A 20647-nucleotide genomic window follows, 5' to 3' on the forward strand; every position below is an offset into this window, starting at 1 on the left:
TTGCGCTCCCCTGCTCTTTCCCTCTATCGCCGTACCCGGAATTCAAAAGAACGAGGTTGCCGCGATGAAGCGTTTCGAAGGCACACAAGGCTATGTCGCCACCAACGATCTGAAAGTCGCGGTCAACGCCGCCGTCACGCTCCGCCGTCCGCTGTTGGTCAAGGGCGAACCCGGCACCGGCAAGACCGTGCTCGCCTATGAGATCGCCAAGGCGCTCGACGCCGAGTTGATCGAGTGGAACATCAAGTCCACCACCAAGGCCCAGCAGGGCCTGTACGAATATGACGCGGTCGCCCGGTTGCGCGACGGTCAGCTGGGTGACGAACGCGTCCACGACATCGGCAATTACATCCGCCGCGGCAAATTGTGGGAAGCGTTTACCCGACCCAAGCCACCGGTGCTGCTGATCGACGAGATCGACAAGGCCGACATCGAATTTCCCAACGATCTGTTGCAGGAACTCGATCGGATGGAATTTCACGTCTATGAAACCCGTGAGACCGTGCGCGCGGTCGAGCGCCCGATCGTCATCATCACGTCGAACAACGAGAAGGAACTGCCCGACGCCTTCCTGCGCCGCTGCTTCTTCCACTACATCAAGTTTCCCGATCGCGACACGATGCAGGCGATCGTCGACGTCCACTTCCCCGGCATCCAGAAGATTCTCGTCAACCGCGCAATGGACATCTTCTACGATGTCCGGGACGTTCCGGGCCTGAAGAAGAAGCCGAGCACGAGTGAATTGCTCGATTGGCTCAAGTTGCTGCTGCACGAGGACATGCCGCTCGACGTGCTGCAGAACCGCGACCCGACCAAGGCGATCCCGCCGCTCCACGGTGCCCTGCTCAAGAACGAACAGGACGTGATGCTGTTCGAACGGCTCGCCTTCATGGCGAAGCGACAGCAGAACAAGGGCTGACGTCGGTCCGCCCGCCGGCTGGTGGCGCAGGCCGTCGTCGCGTGATTTGGTAACGACTTGTTAACCATTTGACGCTAGGTCGGTCATCGGGCTGTGTCCGACGGGATACGAAATGCGCGAAATGCGATGGACGATCATGGCGTTGAGTGCGCTCCTCGTGACGGCACCGGCGGTCGCGTCGTCGCTGCTCGACTATGTCGGGCAATGCGTTCCGTTCGCCCGCGCCGCTTCGGGCATCCAGCTGTTCGGCGATGCATGGACCTGGTGGGGCCAGGCCGAAGGTCGGTATCGCCGCGGCGAATTCCCCAAACCTGGTGCGGTGCTGGTCTTTGCGCGGACCAGCCGCCTGCCGCTCGGCCACGTTGCCGTCATCAGCCGGGTCGTCGACTCCCGCGTGGCAATGGTGACCCATGCCAATTGGTCGCGCATGAACGGCGAACGCGGCCATGCCGAGCAGGACGTCACGCTGACCGACGTGTCGCCCGACAATGACTGGAGCGAGGTCAAGGTCTGGTTCCGGGACAGTGCCGGCCTCGGCGGATCGGTCTTTCCGACCTACGGGTTCATCTACGGCACGCCAGCGGCGCACGGCGCCAAGGCGCGAACCGCGACGGAACTGACCGGTCGCAGCCCGGACTATGTCGGCGCGTTGATCGATTCCTACGTGCATTGAGATGCTTAACGATCGGGTAAACCATCGTCGCTAAGACCCGTTCCGAACGGGGACTTCACGTGGTTGATCGGCGCTATTCCTACCTTGTCCGTGCGATCGTGCTGCTCGGCCTTGGCCTGCGGATTGCGGCGGCGCAGGGCGGCCTGTGGCTGGACGAGGCCTGGTCCGCCGAACTGGCGCGGCAGGCGCATACCCCGCTCGGCGTTTTCCTCAACATCAACCATGACAACAATCACCACCTGAATTCGCTCTGGCTGCAATGCGTCGGGTCCACGGCCGCGCCGGTCCTGCAGCGCGCGCTATCGATCGTGACCGGCACCATCGGTATTGCCGTCACAGCGGAAATCTTCCGCCAGCGCGACCGGCACATGGCGCTGATCGCGGCGATCCTCTTCGCGGTTTCGCCGATGATGGTGACGATGGGATCGGAGGCACGCGGTTACGCTGGGATGACGCTCGCCCTGCTCACCGCGATTCTGCTGATCGATCGCTGGCTGACGTCCGGGTTCGACGACGGCATCCGCTTGCGATTGGTGCTGTGTTTCCTGCTGGGGACGCTGTCGCAGCTGACCATGGCCTTTGGCTGCGCCGCGCTGATCGGCTGGGTCTATCTGACGCTTCTGCGCCGTACCGATCCGCTCGCCGCCGCGCGACGGACGGTCCATCTCTTTGCTGCGCCGATGGTCGCGCTACTGGCCGTGATCGGGATGGTGGCGGGCGCGGCCTGGGCCAGTCCGACCGGTTTCCAGATCGGCAGCTACATGCCGTTCGGGATCTTGCTGTTCCTGCACGGCACCATCGAAATGCTGGGCTATACCGTCGGCTGGCCGGTGGTTTCGGTCTGGCTGATCCCACCCGTGCTGATCCTCGTCCTCCTTTCCCGATATGCCGGGGTACGAAACATCCCCTTCTACGCGCTGGCGATCGTCGCCTTTCCGATGTCGCTCGCAATCCTGCATGTCGGGAACACCGGTCACCCGCGCTATTATATGCTGGCGGCCATCGCCCTGTTGCTGCTCATCGCCGAAACCACCGCCACCGGGATCGCACGCGGCGGATCGCGCCGCTGGCTTTCGGGAACGCTGCTCGCCGGGGTCCTGGCGGGGGGGCTGTGGCAGGATGCCGATCTGATCCATAACCAGCGCGGCGACCCCGATCCTGCGGTCATCGCGATGCGGACGCGTAGCCCGGCCGGCGCCACCGTGCTGCTGGATCGCGCGACCGGTCTCGCCATGCTCGAATTCGCGGCGGCACATCTGCGGTATCCGGTCGACATCGTGCAAGGCGGGTGCAGGCCGGCGCAATTCCTGTTCGTCGATCGCTTCAAGGGAGAGGAAATGCCCGTTGCACCGCAACGCTGTGGTGCCACATTCGACGCGATTGCCGGTGCCTACGCACACGGCCTGTCCGGAACCCACTGGACACTGTATCAGCGCCGGCCCTAGCATAGGGCATGTTCCTCAACTTCCTCGACGAGCTCCGCGCCGCAGGCATTCCCGCCAGCCTGAAGGAGCATCTGCTCCTGCTGGAGGCACTCGACGCCGAGGTCATCGCGCGCACCCCCGAGGATTTTTATTATCTCTCGCGTGCCGTCTACGTGAAGGACGAAGGCCTGCTGGACCGGTTCGACCAGGTCTTTTCCAAGGTCTTCAAGGGAATCGCGACCACTTTCGGCCAGACCAGCGCCGACATCCCCGAAGACTGGCTGCGCGCCGTCGCGGAGAAGTTTCTCAGCTCCGAAGAGATGGAAGCGATCAAATCGCTCGGTTCCTGGGACGAGATCATGGAAACGCTGAAGAAGCGGCTCGACGAGCAGCAGGAGCGCCATCAGGGCGGCAACAAGTGGGTCGGGACCGGCGGCACGTCGCCTTATGGCAATAGCGGCTACAATCCCGAAGGCGTCCGCATCGGTGGCGAAAGCGTGCACCAACGCGCGCTGAAGGTGTGGGACCAGCGCGAGTTCCGCAACCTCGACAATACGCGCGAGCTCGGCACTCGCAACATCAAGGTCGCGCTCCGCCGCCTGCGCAAGTTCGCGCGCGAGGGCGCAGCGGATGAGTTGGACATCGATGCGACCATCGACGGGACCGCACGACAGGGCTGGCTTGACGTGGTCATGCGTGCCGAACGCCGCAATGCGGTCAAGCTGCTGCTGTTCCTCGACGTCGGGGGCTCGATGGATCCATGGGTCAAGCTGTGCGAGGAGCTGTTCTCGGCGGCGACGACCGAGTTCAAGAACCTCGAATTTTTCTACTTCCACAATTGCCCGTATGAAGGCGTTTGGAAGGACAATACGCGCCGCTTTTCAGAGCGCACGCCGATGTGGGATGTGCTCCACAAGTTCGGGCACGATTACAAACTGGTCTTCGTCGGCGACGCGTCGATGAGCCCTTATGAAATCAGCCATCCCGGCGGATCGGTCGAGCATTTCAACGACGAGTCAGGCGCGGTCTGGATGCACCGGCTGACGACCACCTACCCCGCTGCCGTATGGCTCAATCCGATCCCGGAACAGCAATGGGGCTATTCGCAGAGCGTGCGAATCCTGCGCGAGCTGATGAGTGATCGCATGTATCCGCTGACGCTCGCCGGGCTGGACGAAGCGATGCGGGAGCTGACCCGCAAACGCTAGGTCAGGCGACGGTCAGGTCAGGCGACAGTCAGGTCGGGCGACGGTCAGGTCAGGCGACGGTCAGGTCGGGCGACGGTCAGGTCAGGCGACGGTCAGGTCGGGCGAAAGCGCCTGCAACTTGTCGAGATAGGACTGCACCAGCACCATTCGACGCTCGCGCGCTTCCGCCGTCACCGCGCGGGCTGCTGCCAGTCGTTCCGCCGTAACCCGGCGCATGTAAAACAGACGGTCCGATTCCACGTGTCCCACCCTCCGATGCGATCCGACAACCCCCCAGCCGCCGCGAATCACCTGAATTGTTCATGACCGAAGCTGCTGGGTCGCACCACCGTTCACAAAGAGCTTATCCGCGAGTCGTTACGCAATTGCGACCAACGGAACAGTATTGGACAGATTCTTTCGGTGTTGGGTCAATACAACAAAAAGCGTAGACGCAGTTCAGCCCAGGCGGCTTCGTCCTTTATGGCGATTGCATCGAGATCACCAGGCTCCGAGTCCGCGTCATCGACCCATTCGCGCAGCCCCGGACCACCGTTGATCACGTCGATGGGCAGTTTGCCGAAGGCATATTCATACGGAAAATCGCGCCACAAGGGATAGTCCGGATAGAGCGCGCGGATCGCCTTGAAGGCGAGTGCCTGCAACCGCCACGGCTTGAACGCGGCGTGACCGTAACTTGGGCCTTCGGCATGGATCTGCACGCCGCTGCACAGCTGGTGGACGTGCTTGTGGAAGGTCGGCTCGAACCAGATCTCGCGCAGGCGACATCCCTCCAGCCAGTCCGGCGCGCGCCGGCGCATTTCCGCGATCACCCCGCGCGCCGTAATGTCGGGCGCACCGAACAGTTCGAGCGGGCGTGTCGTCCCGCGTCCTTCCGACAGCGCGGTCCCCTCGAGCATTACCGTCCCCGGATAAGCGCGCGCCATCATCACGTTGGGAGCGTTGGGACTGGGGTTGACCCACGTCCGCTCGACCGGCCAGCCGAACCCGGGCGCGGCATCGGGGTCCCACCCGTCCATCGTCACGACGTGATAGTCGACGTCCAGCTTGAGCAGGTCGATGAACCAGTGGCCCAGTTCGCCCATCGTCAGGCCGTGGCGCATCGGCATTGGTCCCGCGCCCACGAAACTTTCCCAGCCCGGCAGCAGCGTCAGGCCCTCGACCGGGCGGCCGACCGGATTGGGCCGGTCGAGCACCCACACCGTCTTGCCATGTTCCGCCGCCGCTTCGAGGACGTAGCGCAGCGTCGTGATGAAAGTGTAGATCCGGGTGCCGAGGTCCTGCAGGTCGACCAGCAGTACGTCGAACGTACTCATCGACTGGCCGGTCGGCCGCCGCACCTCGCCGTACAGGCTGAAGACGGGTATTCCGTAGGTCGGATCGGTGAAGTCGGGCGACTCCATCATATTGTCCTGCAGGTCGCCGCGGACGCCATGCTGCGGGCCGAACATCGCGGTGACGTTCAGCCCGACCGCGATCAGCGCATCGACCGAATGCGTCAGGTCGGCGGTGACCGAGGCGGGGTGCGCGAGCAGTGCAACGCGCTTGCCCTCGAGCGGCTTGCGCAGCGCCGGGTCGGCGAGGAGGCGATCGATACCGAAGTTCATGGGTTCTGGTCCCCGCACCATCTTGGTTTTGCTTCCCCGGCGAAGGCCGGGGCCCAATAGCGAAGGTGGTCGTTACCGCGCGCTGCGCGATGCGTTCGACCGTCCCGCGACTGGGCCCCGGCCTTCGCCGGGGAAGCAGAACAGGTCAAGGGTGCGCTGGCGCTGGCAGTGTTGCGATAAACGTCGCGCGGTTGTGGAAATCGGGCGGCCCGGGGGCATGGGCGAGCGCCCAATAGGATTTGGTGCCGTCGGTTTCCTCGATCACCGCGGTGAGGCTCATCTGGAGCGGGCCCGGCGGCAGGTCGAGCCGGTTCTGGCGAACCCCGACCAGATCGGCGGATTCGCGACCGACCTGCGGCGCGACCGACACCGCTAGATCGCAACCGCCCGCCCGGTAGGAGTCGAACCGATACGCCGCCCATTGCGACGACGGGGAATAGTTGAACTCGAAATAGGCGTCCGACCCGACCGGCGCGAGGAAGAGCTCGCAGCAGGTGGTCTGCCACAAGCCGTCCGCGCGCGAGGGAGCAGCCCAGTCGGGAAGCGCGACGTGCTCCAAGCCCTCGACGTTAAACGTCAGAAGTAGTTCGTCGCCGTCCCAAAGGACTTCCACGCTGACCGATCGCACCGCACTGGGCGGCCTGTCAGGATGCGCGACCAACCTATATTCCTTCCCCGGCGAAGGCCGGGGCCCAGTAGCGGTGTCCGTCATGGCTGCGCGATCCGGTCGTACAAATCTTCCCAATCGGGGTTGAACCCTTCGATCTCGCGGACTTTCCACGCCCGTTTCCACGACTTCATTTGATACTCCCGCAACCGCGCTGATTCCACCACGGCATGAACCTCGTACCAGACGAGCAGCTTGCACCCATATTCCTTCGTGAACCCCGAAATGATGCCTTCGCGATGCTCCCATGCACGGCGCGCCAGAGCGTTGGTCGATCCGATATAAAGCGTACCGTTCCGCTGGCTCGCCATGATGTACACATAGGCTGGCCGTCCATCACGATCGTTCCTCGACTGGGCCCCGGCCTTCGCCGGGGAAGGGTGCAGGGGAAGACTGGCAAATTCACCCCAAGATCGCTACATGCCGCCGTTCCCATGGCAACAACACTCCCCTCCCCGCCGAAGATCGGCATGGTCTCGCTCGGCTGTCCCAAGAATCTGGTCGATAGCGAGCGGATCCTGACCAAGCTGCGCTCCGATGGCTATGCCATGTCCCCGGATTATGCGGGGGCGGACGTCGTGCTGGTCAACACGTGCGGCTTCCTCGATTCCGCCAAGGAGGAATCACTCGAGGCGATCGGCGAGGCGATCGCCGAGAACGGTCGCGTCATCGTCACCGGCTGCATGGGCAAGGAAGCGGAGATGATCCGCGCGAAGTTCCCCGGCATCCTCGCAGTCACCGGCGCGCATCAGTACGAAGAAGTCGTCGGCGCGGTCCACACCGCCGCCCCGATGCCGCCGAGCGCATTCCTCAATCTCGTCCCCGAAAGCGGGCTCAAGCTCACCCCGCGGCATTACAGCTATCTCAAGATCTCCGAGGGCTGCAACCACCGCTGCGCCTTCTGTATCATCCCGAGCCTGCGCGGCGACCTCGTCAGCCGTCGGCCAGACGCAATCCTGCGCGAAGCCGAGAAATTGATCGAGGCGGGCACGCGCGAACTGCTCGTGATCAGCCAGGACACGTCGGCCTACGGCGTCGACATCCGCCACCAGCCGCGGATGTGGCACGGGCAGGAAGTCCGCGCGCACATGACCGACCTGTCGCGCGAGCTCGGCAAGCTCGGCGCTTGGGTGCGGCTGCATTACGTCTACCCGTATCCGCATGTCGATCAGGTCATCCCGCTGATGGCCGAGGGGCTGATCCTCCCCTATCTCGACATCCCGTTCCAACATGCCAGCCGCAACGTGCTCAAGCTGATGAAGCGCCCGGCGAACGAAACCAAGGTGCTCGAGCGGATCAAGACCTGGCGCACCATCGCGCCCGACATCGCGATCCGTTCGACCTTCGTCGTCGGCTTCCCCGGCGAGACCGAGGACGATTTCGCCTATCTGATGGACTGGCTGGAAGAAGCGCAGCTCGACCGCGTCGGCGCGTTCCGGTTCGAGCCGGTCGAGGGCGCGGCGGCGAACGACCTGCCCAACCACGTGCCCGAGGAAATCAAGGAAGAACGCTACGCCCGCCTGATGGAACTCACCGCGCGGATTTCGGCGGACAAGCTCCAGGCCAAGGTCGGCCGCACGCTCGACGTCATCATCGATGCGGTTGACGAGGAAGGCGGCGCGACCGGACGCTCCAAGGCGGATGCGCCCGAGATCGACGGCGAGGTCTTTCTCCGCGACGCCGGGCATCTGTCTGTGGGCGATATCGTCGCGGTTAAGATCGAAGATGCCGACGAGCATGATCTTTACGGCGTCCCGACCGTTTGAGGGCAGCGCCCCCTTCCCTTCAGCGGCGGGACGGTGACATATCGTCGTTCCATCGCTCGAGGACCGTGCCTTCGTGAAGCTCTCCCGATATTGTCTGGCGGCAGCCTTGCTGTCCGTCTCCGCCCCGGCCCTGGCGCAATCGCTGACGTCGGCGGAAACCGCGCTGGTCGACAAGACCGTCACCGACGCGCTCACCAAGTCGGGCGTCCCCTCGGCCTCGGTCGCGATCGTGCGCGGGGGGAAGATCGTCTACACCAAGACGTATGGCAAACAGGCCGAGACCGGCGCGACGCGCGACGACGCGCCCTATCAGATCGCATCCGTCTCGAAACAGTTCACCGCCGCCGCGATCCTGCTGCTGCAGCGCGAGGGCAAGCTGAGCCTCGACGATCACGTCTCGAAATACGTCCCCGGCATCACCGATGGCGACACGATCACCATCCGCCAGTTGCTCAGCCATACCGCCGGGCTCCAGGATTACTGGCCGCAGGACTACAGCTTCAAGGCGATGGCGACCCCGGTCGCGCCGCAGCAGATCGTCGATCGCTGGGCGAAGAAGCCGCTCGATTTCACGCCGGGCACGCAGTGGCAATATTCCAACACCGGCTATGTCGTCGCCGGGATGATCGTCGAGAAGGTCTCGGGGCAGAAGCTGCTCGATTTCCTCAAGGCGCGGATCTTCACGCCGCTTGGCGTCACGGTGTACGATCAGGATCTCGCGGTCGGCCCGGGCTTTCCGCAAGGCTATGGCCGCGCCGCTCTCGGTCCGTTCCGACCGGTCCAGCCGCCGGCGCGCGGGTGGCTCTATGCGGCGGGCGAGCTTGCGATGAGCGCGCGGGCGCTCGCGACGTGGGACGTTGCACGGTTGGATCGAGCGGTGCTCGCGCCCGAGGATTGGGCGACGCAGGAGAAGCCGGTCAAGCTCGCCGACGGGAGCAGCAACGGCTATGGCCTGGGCGTCTTCACGGGCAGCGCAAACGGGCGTCGTTTCATCGAACATAGCGGCGAAGCGGTCGGATTCCTGTCGGAAAACGTCGTCTATCCGGATCAAAAGGCCGCAATCGTGGTGCTGATCAACAGCTGGTCGAGCGACGCCTATGAGACGATCGCGCAGAAGCTCGCCGGGATCGTGCTCAGCCCCGCCGCGACCGATCCCGCCGATGCCGCGACCCTCGGGCGCGTGCGCACCGTCTTCGATCAGCTCCGCGGCGTCGGAACACTCGACCGTAACCTGTTGACGGACGACGCGAATTTCTACTTCACCCCGACGACGCTGAGCGATTATCGCATCAGCCTCGCGCCGCTCGGCACCCCGACCGCGTTCGTCCAGACCGGCAAGCCGCGGTTGCGCGGCGGTTTCGTCAATCGCTCGTACCGCGTCACCTATCCCGGCACGGTTTTGTCGGTCAGCACCTACGCCGAACCCGGCCCCAACGGAAAGCTCGAGCAATTGCTCGTGACCCCCACCCAGCCATGATCGATTTTACCACCTGTCTCCAACCCGATCGCGGCCAGAGCGCCCGTACGATCCATGTTGTTCATCCAGATCAATGGGATAGCTGGCTATCTGCACAGCCACCGCGAACCCGCACCGCGGTCGCCGCGCACGGTTTGACCGGCAAGCCGGGCAACCGCGCGGTGTTGCCTGGCGACGGCGTCGAGGACTGGGCGATGCTGCTCGTGTGCAACGAAAGCCATCTTTCGCCGTGGCGGATCGCCTCGCTCGGCGCGCAGCTGCCCGCGGGCAGCTACCGTCTCGCCGATGGCGAACCGGGGGCTGCGATGCTGGGCTGGTGCCTCGCCCAACATAGCTTCGATCGCTACCGCAAGGACCCCGCGCCCGTCGGCGCCCGCGTCCTGCTGACCGGCGAACCCGCGCGGATCGATGAAACGATCCGCATCGCCCGCGCCGTCGCCAAGGTGCGCGACCTCGTCAACACCGCCGCTGCCGACATGGGACCGGCAGACCTGGAGGCGGAGGCCGCGACCCTCGCCAGGGCGCACCAGGCGTTGTTGACGGTCACCAAGGGCGACCAGCTGGCAAAGGGCTTTCCGATGATCCATGCGGTCGGCCAGGCCGCCGCGAAAGGCCGCGAGCCGCGCCTGATCGAGCTGGAATGGGGCAGTCCGGCGCACCCGCGCATCGCCGTCATCGGAAAGGGCGTGTGCTTCGATTCGGGCGGGCTCGACATCAAGCCTTCGTCGGGCATGCGCCTGATGAAAAAGGACATGGGCGGCGCGGCGCATGCGCTGGCGCTCGCCGAACTGATCATGGCGACGCGCCTGCCGGTCCGGCTCCACCTGCTGATCCCGGCGGTCGAGAACAGCATTGCCGGCAACGCCTTCCGGCCGGGCGACGTGCTCGCCACCCGCAAGGGCGTGACGGTCGAGAACACCAACACCGATGCCGAGGGACGGCTGGTCCTCGCCGACGCGATCACGCGCGCCAGTGAGGAATCGCCTTCGCTGATCCTCGATTTCGCGACGCTGACCGGCGCAGCGCGCGTGGCGCTGGGCCCGGATCTGCCCGCCACCTTCGCCAATGACGACACCCTCGCCGAAGCCTTGCTGGCGGCGGGAATCGCGACCGGCGACCCGCTGTGGCGGCTCCCCTTGTGGGATGGCTACGACGAGATGCTGGCCTCCGACATCGCCGACATGGTCAACGCTCCGGACGGCGGTTTTGCAGGATCGGTGACGGCGGCGCTGTTCCTGCGGCGGTTCGTGCCGGCGGGAACGCCCTGGGCCCATTTCGATACGTTCGCCTGGCGCCCCGCCAGCAAGCCCGGTCGTCCCAAGGGCGGTGAGGCGCTTGGACTGCGCGCCGCCTGGGCAATGCTCAAGGCGCGGTTTCCCGGATGATCTACATCCTGATCAACTTTGCGCCGATCCTTGTCGCAACCGCGATCGGGATGCTGCTGGGCGCGGTCTATCGTGCGACGTTCGACAAAGGCGCTGTGGCGTTGACGATCCCGACGCTCGTCATCGCGGCGCTCGGGCTGTTCTGGTTCGCATCGATCCTGGCGGGCGCGCTGATCCTCGCGCCGCCCAAGGCTGCGCCGTGGATCATGGCGGTGGGAAGCGCGGTGGTGATCTGGGCAGGCTTCGTCCTGCCGGTGGTCGCGATCACGCAGAGTTATCGCGGAGCGCGCGCCGGGCGGATTACCCGCGACACCCTGTTCTGGCTGGTCACGATGATCGCGCAGGCTGTCGTGATGAAGGCGATCGGGCTGGTCCCGCCCCCCGCCTGAGCGGGGCGGTCAGTCCCCCGGGATCCCGATGGTCGTATAGGGCGCAACGACCCGCCACCCGAGCGTCTCGTACAAGGCCCGCCCATCGTCGGTCGCGGTCAGCATCCGGCACGCGCCGGGGTCCGGCTGCGCCCGGCCCAGCGCATGCATGATGGCGCGCCCCAGCCCCCGCCGGGCATGGGCTGCCTCGGTCCTGATCCGGTCGTAACAATAGACGCCGCCCGACGCGCAGCCATAGCCCCGCGCCGCCAGCCTCCCCGCGGAATTAACGACGGTTGCCGATGCGACCCCGTCTGCCATCGTTACGCCGAGCATGTAACCGGCCGGAAGCCGGGGTGCGGGATCGTCGCATGGCGGATCCTGGAGCATGACCCAGGCAACCGACTGGAGTGTCCAGCGTGGCGGCACGATGGCGAGAACCTCGACGGGCGCCGTGCAGGCCTTGAGGAACACGTACGGCGCCGTGATCGCCAGCGCCGCCGCCTCGAACGCCCGGTCGGCCTCCAGGAACACATACCGACACCGTTCGTCGGCGCTTCCCGTGTCGACGCGCAGGCCACCCCGGTCCTGTACCGGCAGCGGGAGCTGGCGCGCGATCGAGCGCGCCGTTGCCCAATTCTCGAGCATCTGCGGGGTGAGCGCCAATCCCATGCCGCGACCCGGTCCCTAGGCCGCTTCGATGATGGGTACGAACTTCGCCGCGGTCAGGCTGGCGCCGCCGATCAGCGCCCCGTCGACATCCTCGGTTTCGAGGATAGACGCAGCGTTCGCTCCCGTTACCGAGCCGCCGTACAGGATCCGGATGCCGTCTGCCGCATCGCCGACCAGCGTGCGCAGCTTGGCGCGGGTAATCGCATGCACTTCGCCGATCTCGTCGAGCGTCGGGGTCCGTCCGGTGCCGATCGCCCAGCGCGGCTCATAGGCAATCGTCAGCCAGTCGCCGTTGGCAAGGTCCGGTACCGATTTCTCGATCTGGGCCTGGACGACCCGCGCCGCCCGCCCCGCGTCGCGCTCGGCATCCGTTTCCCCGACACACAGGATCACGCCGAGCCCATGCCGATGCGCCGCGCTCGCCTTGGCCCAGGCGTCCTGGCTCGTCTCGCCCTGGTCGGTGCGCCGTTCGCTATGACCGACAATCGTGAAGCGCGCGCCGGCCTCGACCAGCATCGCTGCCGACAGGCACCCAGTATGCGCCCCGCTTTCCGCCGCATGGACGTCCTGCCCGCCGAACGCGAACCCCGGAACCCGCGCGACCGCGGGGGCGATCAACGTGGCGGGCAAGGCGATCGAAACGTCGATCCCGGGCGCCGCTTCCGCCGCCGCCGCGATCGCGACCAGTTCGGCCAGCGCCGCATGGCTGCCGTTCATCTTCCAATTACCTGCCACCAGCTTGCGTCGCGCCATCTGAGCATCACTCCTTTTTACGCTTTGGCACAGCGATAGCGCCGCATGCGCACTGCACAAGCTTGATGCCGCCCCGCCCTGCCCGTAAAGCAACCCCTCTTCGTCCCTTACCACGACAGATCGGCCGACCCCGACCATGCTCAGTTTTTTCCGTCGAATGATCCGCCACCCGCTCGGCGGCGCGGTTGCGCTCGGCTTCGTTGCCTTGCTCGGACTCGCCTTCGTGCTGTCGGACCATTCGGGTCAGTCGGCGGGGAGCACGGTCAATGCCGCCGACGTCGCGGTCAAGGTCGGCAGCAAGACGATCACGATCAGCGAACTGCGCGCAGCGGTCGCGCGCGACGTCGACAGTTACCGGCAGCAGCAGCCGACGCTCGATACCCAGCAGTTCGTCGCGGGCGGCGGGTTCGAGGCCACGCTCGAGCGACTGATCGATTCGACCGCCTTCCGGCAATATGCCCAGGCCCAGGGGATGGTCGTGAGCAAGCGCGCGGTCGACGGGTTGATCGCCAGCCAGCCCGGGCTCGCCGGCCTCGACGGCAAGTTCAGCCAGGAAAAATATGAGCAGGTGCTGCGCCAGATCGGGATGACCGACGCCGACGTGCGCCTGCAAACGACCGATCAGATCCTCACCCGCCAGCTGCTGCTCTCGCCGATCCAGGCGAAGCAGGTGCCTGCCGGCCTCGCGGTGCCCTATGCCAATCTCCTGCTCGAAAAGCGCAGCGGTCAGATCGGCTTCATTCCGGCGGCGGCGCTGGCCGCTGGCCCCGCGCCGACCGATGCGGAACTGACCACCTTCTATGCGCGTAACCTGGGCAAGTATCGCCTGCCCGAGCGGCGCATCATCCGTTACGCGACGGTAACCCCGGCGTCCGTCGCCGGCCAGGCCACGCCGAGCGATGCGGACATCGCCGCTGCATATCGCGCCCAGGCGCAGAAGTTCGCTGCCGCCGAACTGCGCACGATCGTCCAGGTCGTCGTCGGCGACCAGGCCGCGGCGAACGCGCTGGTCGCGAAGGTTCGCGGCGGGACGTCGATCGAGCAGGCGGCCCGCGCCGCTGGCCTGGAACCGGCGACGATCAAGGACACCCAAAAGGCCGCGTTCGCCGGGCAGTCTTCGCCCGAAATCGCCAATGCCGTCTTCGCCGCGAAGGCGGGCGACGTCGTCGGTCCTCTGCGCGCGCCGCTCGGCTTCGTCGTCGCCAAGATCACGACCGTTCGGACGCAGGCGGCCAAGTCGCTCGCCGAAGCGACCCCCGAACTGAAGGCGGCGCTGGCGCCGCAGCGGACCACCGCGCTGCTTACCGAGAAGCGCAACGCGTTCGACGATGCGCTGGGCAAGACGAGTTTCGACGGGATCGTCGCCAAGAACCAGCTGACCGCGCAGAGCACCCAACCGCTCACCGCGACCGGACAGAATGTCGACACCCCGACCGTCAAGCCCGATCCGGCGCTCACCCCGATCCTCGCCGCGGCTTTCGCCGCGTCGCCGGGCGACCAGCCGCAGACGGTGCCGCTTGGCCCGGATGGCAGCTTCGCGCTGGTCACGCTCGAGAAGGTCATCCCCGCCGCGCCGCGCCCGCTGGCCCAGATCCGCGAGACCGTTGTGCGCGATTTCCAGCTCAGTCGGGCCGAGCGCGCCGCGCATGACGTCGCCGCCAAGGTGGTCGCGGCGGCCAATGCGGGCACGCCCCTGTCCCAAGCGCTCGCGGCGACCGGGCTCAAGCTGCCGCCGCTCCAGCCCGTGACCGGTCCGCGCGCCGCGCTCATCGGCAACCCGCAGCGCGTCCCCCCGCCGCTCGCGCTGATGTTCGCCATGGCCGCGAAGAGCACCAAGCTGCTCGAAGCCCCCGACAAGTCGGGCTGGGTGATCGTGCACCTCGACAGCATCACGCCGGGCAATGCGCAAGGCAATGCCAAGGTCATCACGGGCACGCAGAGCGACATCGGCAACGTCGTCGGCCGCGAATATGTGACGCAATTCGGCAAGGCCGTGCAGAATGCGATCGGGACGTCGCGCAATGCGAAGGCGATCGCGTCGCTCAAGGCCGAGCTGCTGGGCATCACCAGTGCCAGCCAGCCCTGATCGCGCGGGCGCCGCCGCGGCGCGAGCAGCGCTCGCGGCGGGGCGTCCGGCGTTGCTGTGGCAACGCCAGATCGCCGACACCGAAACGCCCGTCGCTGCCGCGCTCAAGCTGATAGAGCCCGGGCGGGGCGACTTCCTGCTCGAATCGGTCGAAGGCGGCGAGACACGCGGGCGGCACAGCCTGATCGGGCTGGCGCCGGATCTGGTGTTCCGCGCGCACGGCGCGCAGGCTGAGATCAACGCCGCTTGGCTGACCGATCGCGCAGCGTTCGCGCCTTGCCCCGATGCGACGCTGGACGCCCTGCGCGGCCTGGTCGAATCCTGCCGGATGGACGTACCCTCGGAGCTGCCCCGCGCGCTCGCCTGCCTGGTGGGCTATTTCGGCTATGAGACGATCGGCCTCGTCGAACGGCTGCCCCGCCCCGCTAAGGATGCGCTCGGGTTGCCCGACATGATTTTCGTTCGGCCAACGGTGATCCTGATCTTCGATCGGCTCGCCGACGCATTGTTCGTCGTGTCCCCGGTCTGGCCGGATCCCGCGCGGGATCCCGACGCGATCGTCGCCGCCGCGATCGATCGGATCGATGCGACGGCCGCGCGACTGGCGACGGCGCCGTTACCCGCCCCGGTCCGCACCGATGCGAGCGATGCCATCGCCCTCACCTCGACGCTCGCGCCGGGTCGCTATGCCGAGATGGTGGCTCGCGCAAAGGACTATATCGTCGCGGGCGACATCTTTCAGGTCGTGCTGGCGCAGCGGTTCACCGCGCCGTTTCCCTTGCCGCCGTTCGAGCTGTACCGCGCGCTGCGGCGGATCAATCCCTCGCCCTTCCTGTATCACCTCGATCTGCCGGGCTTCGCGTTGACCGGCTCCTCGCCCGAGATCCTGGTCCGCGTCCGCGACGGCGAAGTCACGATCCGCCCCATCGCCGGCACCCGCCCGCGCGGCAAGACCGCTGCCGAGGACGAAGCGAACCGTACCAGCCTGCTCGCCGATCCCAAGGAGCGCGCGGAGCATCTGATGCTGCTCGATCTCGGACGGAACGACGTCGGCCGCGTGGCGGAAGCGGGCAGCGTCACGGTGACGGCGAGCTACACGACCGAGTTCTACAGCCACGTGATGCACATCGTGTCGAACGTCATCGGACGCCTTGCCCCTGGCAAGGATGCACTGGACGCGCTGTTCGCCGGGTTTCCGGCGGGCACGGTCTCCGGCGCGCCGAAGGTGCGGGCCTGCGAGATCATCGCCGAACTGGAAGATGCGGTGCGCGGTCCTTACGCCGGCGGGGTCGGTTATTTCTCGCCCGACGGGTCGATGGACTCGTGCATCGTACTGCGAACCGCAGTGGTGAAGGACGGGGTGATGCACGTACAAGCCGGCGCGGGCATCGTTGCCGACAGCGAGGCTGCCTATGAACAGCGCGAGTGCGAGGCCAAGGCCGGGGCGTTGCTGGCGGCTGCGCGCGAGGCTCTCGCGCGCGCGAACGCGGCTGGTTTCGGACAATAAGCACGCGAGGCGAACGGTACGTCACCCCGGTGTTGCCGGGGTGACGGAGCCGAGCCCGTGTCAGGGGATCAGGCGCTCCTGCCGCTTCGCTTCGGCCTTCTCAGCCGCATATTGCTCGGCCCGCATCTTCGCGCAGCCCGTCTGTCCGCCCGAGCCCACCGGCGAGCACGTATCCGGCAACCCCCCCGCGCGGCGACCTGCGTCGTCCGCCACCGCGGTGCGGTTCACCCAGCTCTGGTTCTGCGCCGGGATCGGCTTGTCGTCGCGCAGTTCCTTGGGAATGCGGTAGGGCTCACCGACGCGCGCGCAGACCACGATCTCCGCATCCGGGTCGGACGACTTCGGGCAGGTCTGGTTTCCGGTCAGCGTGATCGAGCGGATCCGCTGCGGCGGTTTGCCCGACTCGGCCTGTTGCGCACCGGCGGGAGTCGACTGGGCAACCGCGGCGGCGGGCATGGCGGCCAGCAAGCCGAGCAAGGCGAAAGTGCGCAACATCATTATTTCTCCTGAGGCCGTACCAACGTGCGCTGCGCAAGGTTGATCCACCCTGAACCGCGTCTTTCCACCCCTTAGCCGCGTACCCGTTGTGATAGATGTCCAAACACGGTAGCGGCGCGAGATGATCCTCGTCATCGACAATTACGACAGCTTTACGTGGAACCTCGTCCATTATCTGATGGAGCTGGGGGCCGAGGTGAAGGTCGTCCGCAACGACGCATTGACCGCCGCCGACGCCATGGCGAGCAACGCACAAGGGTTCCTGATCTCGCCCGGTCCCAAGACCCCCGATGAGGCGGGCATATCGCTCGATCTGGTCGCCGCCTGCGCGGAAACCGCGCGGCCGCTGCTCGGCGTCTGCCTCGGCCATCAGGCGATCGGCCAGCATTTCGGCGGCACGGTCGTGCGCGGCGGACTGATGCACGGCAAGACCTCACCGGTCACGCACGACGGCAGCGGGGTATTTGCCGGGCTCCCCTCGCCATTCATCGCAACCCGCTATCACTCGCTGATCGTCGAGGACTTGCCCGACACGCTGGTCGCCAACGCACACGCCGACGATGGGTCAGTCATGGGCGTGCGGCACCATAGCCTGCCGATTCACGGGGTGCAGTTCCATCCCGAAAGCATCGCGACCGAACATGGCCACGCCATGCTCGCCAACTTCCTCGCCGACGCCGGCATCGCCGCCAAGGCGGTCGCATGAGCACGCTCGCGTTGCTGCCCGATCCGTCGACCCCGCTCAGCCGGGAGACGGCAGCGCAGGCCTTCGCCGATCTGCTCGACGGCCATGTTCCGGAAGCGGCGATCGCCGCCTTCCTGATCGGCCTGACCGAGCGCGGCGAGACGAGCATCGAAATCGCCGAAGCTGCCCGCGCCTTGCGCAACCGCCTGATCCCAATCGCTGCGCCCGTGGGTGCGATCGACGTATGCGGGACGGGCGGAGACGGGCACCACACGCTCAATGTCTCGACCGCCGTAGCGATCGTGGTCGCCAGCACGGGCGTTCCCGTCGCCAAGCACGGCAATCGCGCGGCGTCGTCCAAGGCGGGCGCGGCGGATACGCTCGAGGCGCTTGGCCTCGACATGGAGCGCGCCGGTGCGAGCGCCGAGGCGAGCCTGCAGGACATCGGCATCGCCTTCCTGTTCGCGGCGAACCACCACCCGGCGATGAAGCGCATCACGCCGATCCGGCAGCGGATCGGTCGGCGTACGATCTTCAACCTGATGGGCCCGCTGGCCAATCCGGCCGGTGTCACGCGGCAGCTGATCGGAATCGCACGGCCCGACTATGCCGCGACCTATGCCGCCGCGCTGGAACAGCTCGGGACCGAGGCTGCGCTGGTGGTCTCGGGGGAGGAAGGACTGGACGAAGTCTCCTGCGCCGGCCCGACCCTGGCAGTCAGCGTCGGCCAGGCTTCGCTGCCCGATCGCATCGCGCCGGAAGACGCAGGCCTTCCGCGCCATCCGATCACCGCGATCGTCGGCGGCGACCCTGCCTATAACGCCGCCGCGCTACGGCGTCTGTTGACCGGCGAGACCGGCGCGTATCGCGACGCGGTGCTGATCAACGCCGCCGCTGCGCTGATCGTCGCCGGGACGGCCCGGACCCTCGCCGAAGGCGTTGCCCTCGCCGCGGAAGCGCTCGACACGCGCGCCGCCAATGCCCTGCTCGATCGCTGGATCGCTTATTCATGACCGATATCCTCAACCGCATCCTCGAGACCAAGCGCGCCGACGTTGCCGCGCGCAAGGCGACGATCCCGATGTCCGAACTCGACGCGCGCATGGCTGCGCAGAGCAAGCCGCGCGGGTTTCGCGCCGCGCTCGACACCAAGGCACAGACCGGGCTCGCGCTGATCGCCGAGATCAAGAAAGCCAGCCCGTCCAAGGGCCTGATCCGCGAAGACTTCGATCCTCCCGCGCATGCCGCGGCCTATGCTGCCGGGGGGGCCGCCTGTCTCTCGGTGCTGACCGACGAAGCCTGGTTTCAGGGGTCGGATGCGTATCTGATTGCGGCACGCGCCGCGTGCGACCTGCCGGTTCTGCGCAAGGATTTCATGGTCGATCCTTGGCAGGTTCCCGAATCACGCGGGCTTGGCGCCGATGCGATCCTGCTGATCATGGCGGCGCTCGACGACGGCCTGCTTGCCGAGATCGAGGCGAGCGCGCTCGAATGCGGGATGGACGTGCTGGTCGAGGTCCATACCCCCGACGAAATGGAGCGCGCGATGAAGCTCAAGTCGCGGCTGATCGGCGTCAATAACCGCGATCTGCGGACCTTTACGGTCGACTTCGCGCGAACCTACGAGCTGGTGTCCAAGGCCCCCAGGAACTGCACGTTCGTCGCCGAAAGCGGATTGACGACGCGCGCCGATCTGGATGCGATGGCCGAGCACGATATTCGCTGTTTCCTGATCGGCGAGGCGCTGATGCGCCAGGTCGACGTCGAGGCTGCGACGCGGGCACTGATCGGATGAGCGGGCTGACGCATCTGGATGCCGCCGGTGCGGCGCATATGGTCGATGTCGGCGGCAAGGTTCCGACACGGCGCGAGGCGGTTGCCGAGGGACGGATCGACATGGCCCCCGAAGCGGTACGCGCGATCCGCGACGGGGCCGCGATCAAGGGCGACGTCCTGGCGGTTGCCCGCGTCGCCGGCATCATGGGCGCAAAGAAGACCAGCGATCTGATTCCACTCTGCCATCCCCTGCCGCTGACCCGCGTGGCGATCGAGCTTGCCGTCGACGATGCCGGCGTCATGGCCAGGGCGACGGCCGCGACCGACGGCAAGACCGGCGTGGAGATGGAGGCGCTGACCGCGGTCACCGTCGCGCTGCTGACGATCTACGACATGGCGAAGGCGATCGACAAGGCAATGACCATTCGCGACGTCCAGTTGCTGACCAAGATCGGCGGCAAGTCCGGCGACTGGGCCCGCCCCGAATGAAGAAACGGGGGACAGCCATGCTGACCCCCGCCCCTGTTTCCGACCTAAGCCGGGTTTTCGCTCAGCCGAACAGCTTCGTCGCCGTCTCGGCGATCCGCTTGCCCTGATAGCGCGCGCCGTCGAGTTCCTCGGCAGCGGGCTGACGACTACCGTCGCCATCGGCGATCGTCGTCGCACCATAAGGCGTGCCGCCGAGAACCTTCTCGACTCCCATCTGGCCCTTGAAGCCATAGTCGAGCCCGACGATCGTCATGCCGTGATGCAGCAGATTGGTGATGATCGAGAACAGGGTCGTCTCCTGCCCGCCGTGCTGGCTGGCGGTCGAGGTGAACGCGCCGCCGACCTTGCCAATCAGCTTGCCACCGAACCAGAGACCGCCCGTCGTATCCCAGAACGCCGCCATCTGCGCGGGCATCCGGCCATAACGGGTCGGCGCACCGACGATGATCGCGTCATAATCGGCAAGCGCGTCGGGCCCCTCGATCAGGGGATGTGCGGTATCGGTCTTGAAATGCGCAGCGGCGACGACCTCTTGCGGTGCAGTTTCCGCGACACGGCGGATATCGACCTCGGCACCGGCCGAACGCGCGCCTTCCGCGACGGCATCCGCCATTTGCTCGATGTGACCGTATGACGAGTAATAGAGTACGAGAACCTTGGCCATGGGAACGTCCTTATGCTGGGGTG

At 66.3% G+C, this 20647-nt stretch carries 22 protein-coding genes; 14 read left to right on the forward strand and 8 right to left on the reverse strand.

What is annotated here, in order from left to right:
- Positions 1 to 64 precede the first annotated feature (64 nt).
- The 4 genes from L8G49_RS17250 (at position 65) to L8G49_RS17265 (ending at position 4224) form a co-directional block, all read left to right on the forward strand.
- Positions 65 to 919: a MoxR family ATPase gene (locus L8G49_RS17250; RefSeq protein WP_242186959.1), complete on the forward strand. Its 855-nt coding sequence runs from the start codon at positions 65 to 67 to the stop codon at positions 917 to 919.
- Positions 920 to 1040: 121 nt separating this feature from the next.
- The gene (locus tag L8G49_RS17255) at positions 1041 to 1592 is read left to right on the forward strand and encodes a CHAP domain-containing protein (RefSeq protein WP_242140188.1); all 552 of its coding nucleotides are present in this window, start codon (positions 1041 to 1043) and stop codon (positions 1590 to 1592) included.
- 59 nt (positions 1593 to 1651) lie between these two features.
- Positions 1652 to 3037: a hypothetical protein gene (locus L8G49_RS17260; protein WP_242186960.1), complete on the forward strand. Its 1386-nt coding sequence runs from the start codon at positions 1652 to 1654 to the stop codon at positions 3035 to 3037.
- A gap of 8 nt (positions 3038 to 3045) precedes the next feature.
- On the forward strand, positions 3046 to 4224 hold the full coding sequence (locus tag L8G49_RS17265) for a VWA domain-containing protein (protein ID WP_242186961.1): 1179 nt from the start codon (positions 3046 to 3048) through the stop codon (positions 4222 to 4224).
- A gap of 81 nt (positions 4225 to 4305) precedes the next feature.
- On the opposite strand, the gene L8G49_RS17270 is transcribed toward L8G49_RS17265, so the two are convergent.
- The 4 genes from L8G49_RS17270 to L8G49_RS17285 all read right to left on the reverse strand — a co-directional run bounded on the left by L8G49_RS17270 (position 4306) and on the right by L8G49_RS17285 (position 6809).
- Positions 4306 to 4464, reverse strand: a complete 159-nt coding sequence (locus tag L8G49_RS17270; RefSeq protein ID WP_242140046.1) for a hypothetical protein — start codon at positions 4462 to 4464, stop codon at positions 4306 to 4308.
- 170 nt (positions 4465 to 4634) lie between these two features.
- Positions 4635 to 5831 carry a DUF1343 domain-containing protein gene (locus tag L8G49_RS17275; RefSeq protein ID WP_242186962.1) on the reverse strand — a complete coding sequence of 399 codons (1197 nt, stop codon included), beginning with the start codon at positions 5829 to 5831 and terminating at the stop codon, positions 4635 to 4637.
- 145 nt (positions 5832 to 5976) lie between these two features.
- Complete coding sequence (locus L8G49_RS17280) at positions 5977 to 6492, reverse strand: DOMON-like domain-containing protein (protein ID WP_242186963.1); 516 nt, start codon at positions 6490 to 6492, stop codon at positions 5977 to 5979.
- A 47-nt stretch (positions 6493 to 6539) separates the two neighbouring features.
- Entirely contained in the window at positions 6540 to 6809 is a 270-nt protein-coding gene (locus L8G49_RS17285; RefSeq protein WP_242186964.1) for a GIY-YIG nuclease family protein, read from the reverse strand.
- Positions 6810 to 6932: 123 nt separating this feature from the next.
- Between L8G49_RS17285 and rimO the strand changes: the two genes are divergently transcribed.
- The 4 genes from rimO to L8G49_RS17305 all read left to right on the forward strand — a co-directional run bounded on the left by rimO (position 6933) and on the right by L8G49_RS17305 (position 11515).
- Positions 6933 to 8264, forward strand: coding sequence for a 30S ribosomal protein S12 methylthiotransferase RimO (gene rimO / locus L8G49_RS17290; protein ID WP_242186966.1), 1332 nt, complete (start codon positions 6933 to 6935; stop codon positions 8262 to 8264).
- A gap of 73 nt (positions 8265 to 8337) precedes the next feature.
- Complete coding sequence (locus L8G49_RS17295; protein WP_242186967.1) at positions 8338 to 9741, forward strand: serine hydrolase domain-containing protein; 1404 nt, start codon at positions 8338 to 8340, stop codon at positions 9739 to 9741.
- Positions 9738 to 11126, forward strand: coding sequence for a leucyl aminopeptidase family protein (locus L8G49_RS17300; RefSeq protein WP_242186969.1), 1389 nt, complete (start codon positions 9738 to 9740; stop codon positions 11124 to 11126). The genes L8G49_RS17295 and L8G49_RS17300 overlap by 4 nt, the downstream gene beginning before the upstream one ends.
- Positions 11123 to 11515, forward strand: a complete 393-nt coding sequence (locus L8G49_RS17305) for a hypothetical protein (protein WP_242186971.1) — start codon at positions 11123 to 11125, stop codon at positions 11513 to 11515. Before L8G49_RS17300 ends, L8G49_RS17305 begins: the two co-directional genes overlap by 4 nt.
- A gap of 9 nt (positions 11516 to 11524) precedes the next feature.
- On the opposite strand, the gene L8G49_RS17310 is transcribed toward L8G49_RS17305, so the two are convergent.
- Entirely contained in the window at positions 11525 to 12166 is a 642-nt protein-coding gene (locus L8G49_RS17310; RefSeq protein ID WP_242186973.1) for a GNAT family N-acetyltransferase, read from the reverse strand.
- A 15-nt stretch (positions 12167 to 12181) separates the two neighbouring features.
- Positions 12182 to 12919: a triose-phosphate isomerase gene (tpiA, locus tag L8G49_RS17315; protein ID WP_242186975.1), complete on the reverse strand. Its 738-nt coding sequence runs from the start codon at positions 12917 to 12919 to the stop codon at positions 12182 to 12184.
- 136 nt (positions 12920 to 13055) lie between these two features.
- Here tpiA and L8G49_RS17320 point away from each other — a divergent pair, with 136 nt between their 5' ends.
- Both L8G49_RS17320 and trpE read left to right on the forward strand, forming a co-directional pair.
- Positions 13056 to 15005 (forward strand): peptidylprolyl isomerase, encoded by a 1950-nt coding sequence (locus tag L8G49_RS17320; RefSeq protein ID WP_277923341.1) that lies wholly within the window; start codon positions 13056 to 13058, stop codon positions 15003 to 15005.
- Positions 14941 to 16512 carry an anthranilate synthase component I gene (trpE, locus tag L8G49_RS17325; protein WP_242186978.1) on the forward strand — a complete coding sequence of 524 codons (1572 nt, stop codon included), beginning with the start codon at positions 14941 to 14943 and terminating at the stop codon, positions 16510 to 16512. Before L8G49_RS17320 ends, trpE begins: the two co-directional genes overlap by 65 nt.
- Positions 16513 to 16572: 60 nt before the next feature.
- Here the strand turns inward: trpE and L8G49_RS17330 are convergent, their stop codons facing one another.
- Positions 16573 to 17007, reverse strand: coding sequence for a hypothetical protein (locus tag L8G49_RS17330; RefSeq protein ID WP_242187034.1), 435 nt, complete (start codon positions 17005 to 17007; stop codon positions 16573 to 16575).
- 124 nt (positions 17008 to 17131) lie between these two features.
- On the opposite strand from L8G49_RS17330, the gene L8G49_RS17335 reads away from it, so the two are divergent.
- The 4 genes from L8G49_RS17335 to moaC are packed head-to-tail and all read left to right on the forward strand — an operon-like array spanning position 17132 to position 19960.
- Positions 17132 to 17716 (forward strand): aminodeoxychorismate/anthranilate synthase component II, encoded by a 585-nt coding sequence (locus tag L8G49_RS17335; RefSeq protein WP_242186979.1) that lies wholly within the window; start codon positions 17132 to 17134, stop codon positions 17714 to 17716.
- Complete coding sequence (gene trpD, locus L8G49_RS17340; protein WP_242186980.1) at positions 17713 to 18708, forward strand: anthranilate phosphoribosyltransferase; 996 nt, start codon at positions 17713 to 17715, stop codon at positions 18706 to 18708. Before L8G49_RS17335 ends, trpD begins: the two co-directional genes overlap by 4 nt.
- A complete protein-coding gene (gene trpC / locus L8G49_RS17345) occupies positions 18705 to 19490 on the forward strand; it encodes an indole-3-glycerol phosphate synthase TrpC (protein WP_242186981.1) in 786 nt (261 codons plus the stop codon). The genes trpD and trpC overlap by 4 nt, the downstream gene beginning before the upstream one ends.
- Complete coding sequence (gene moaC / locus L8G49_RS17350; protein WP_242186982.1) at positions 19487 to 19960, forward strand: cyclic pyranopterin monophosphate synthase MoaC; 474 nt, start codon at positions 19487 to 19489, stop codon at positions 19958 to 19960. Before trpC ends, moaC begins: the two co-directional genes overlap by 4 nt.
- 61 nt (positions 19961 to 20021) lie before the next feature.
- Here the strand turns inward: moaC and wrbA are convergent, their stop codons facing one another.
- Positions 20022 to 20624 (reverse strand): NAD(P)H:quinone oxidoreductase, encoded by a 603-nt coding sequence (gene wrbA / locus L8G49_RS17355; RefSeq protein ID WP_242186983.1) that lies wholly within the window; start codon positions 20622 to 20624, stop codon positions 20022 to 20024.
- Positions 20625 to 20647 lie beyond the last annotated feature (23 nt).

This window comes from Sphingomonas sp. CARO-RG-8B-R24-01 (genome assembly GCF_022662295.1).
Classification (GTDB): Bacteria; Pseudomonadota; Alphaproteobacteria; order Sphingomonadales; family Sphingomonadaceae; genus Sphingomonas.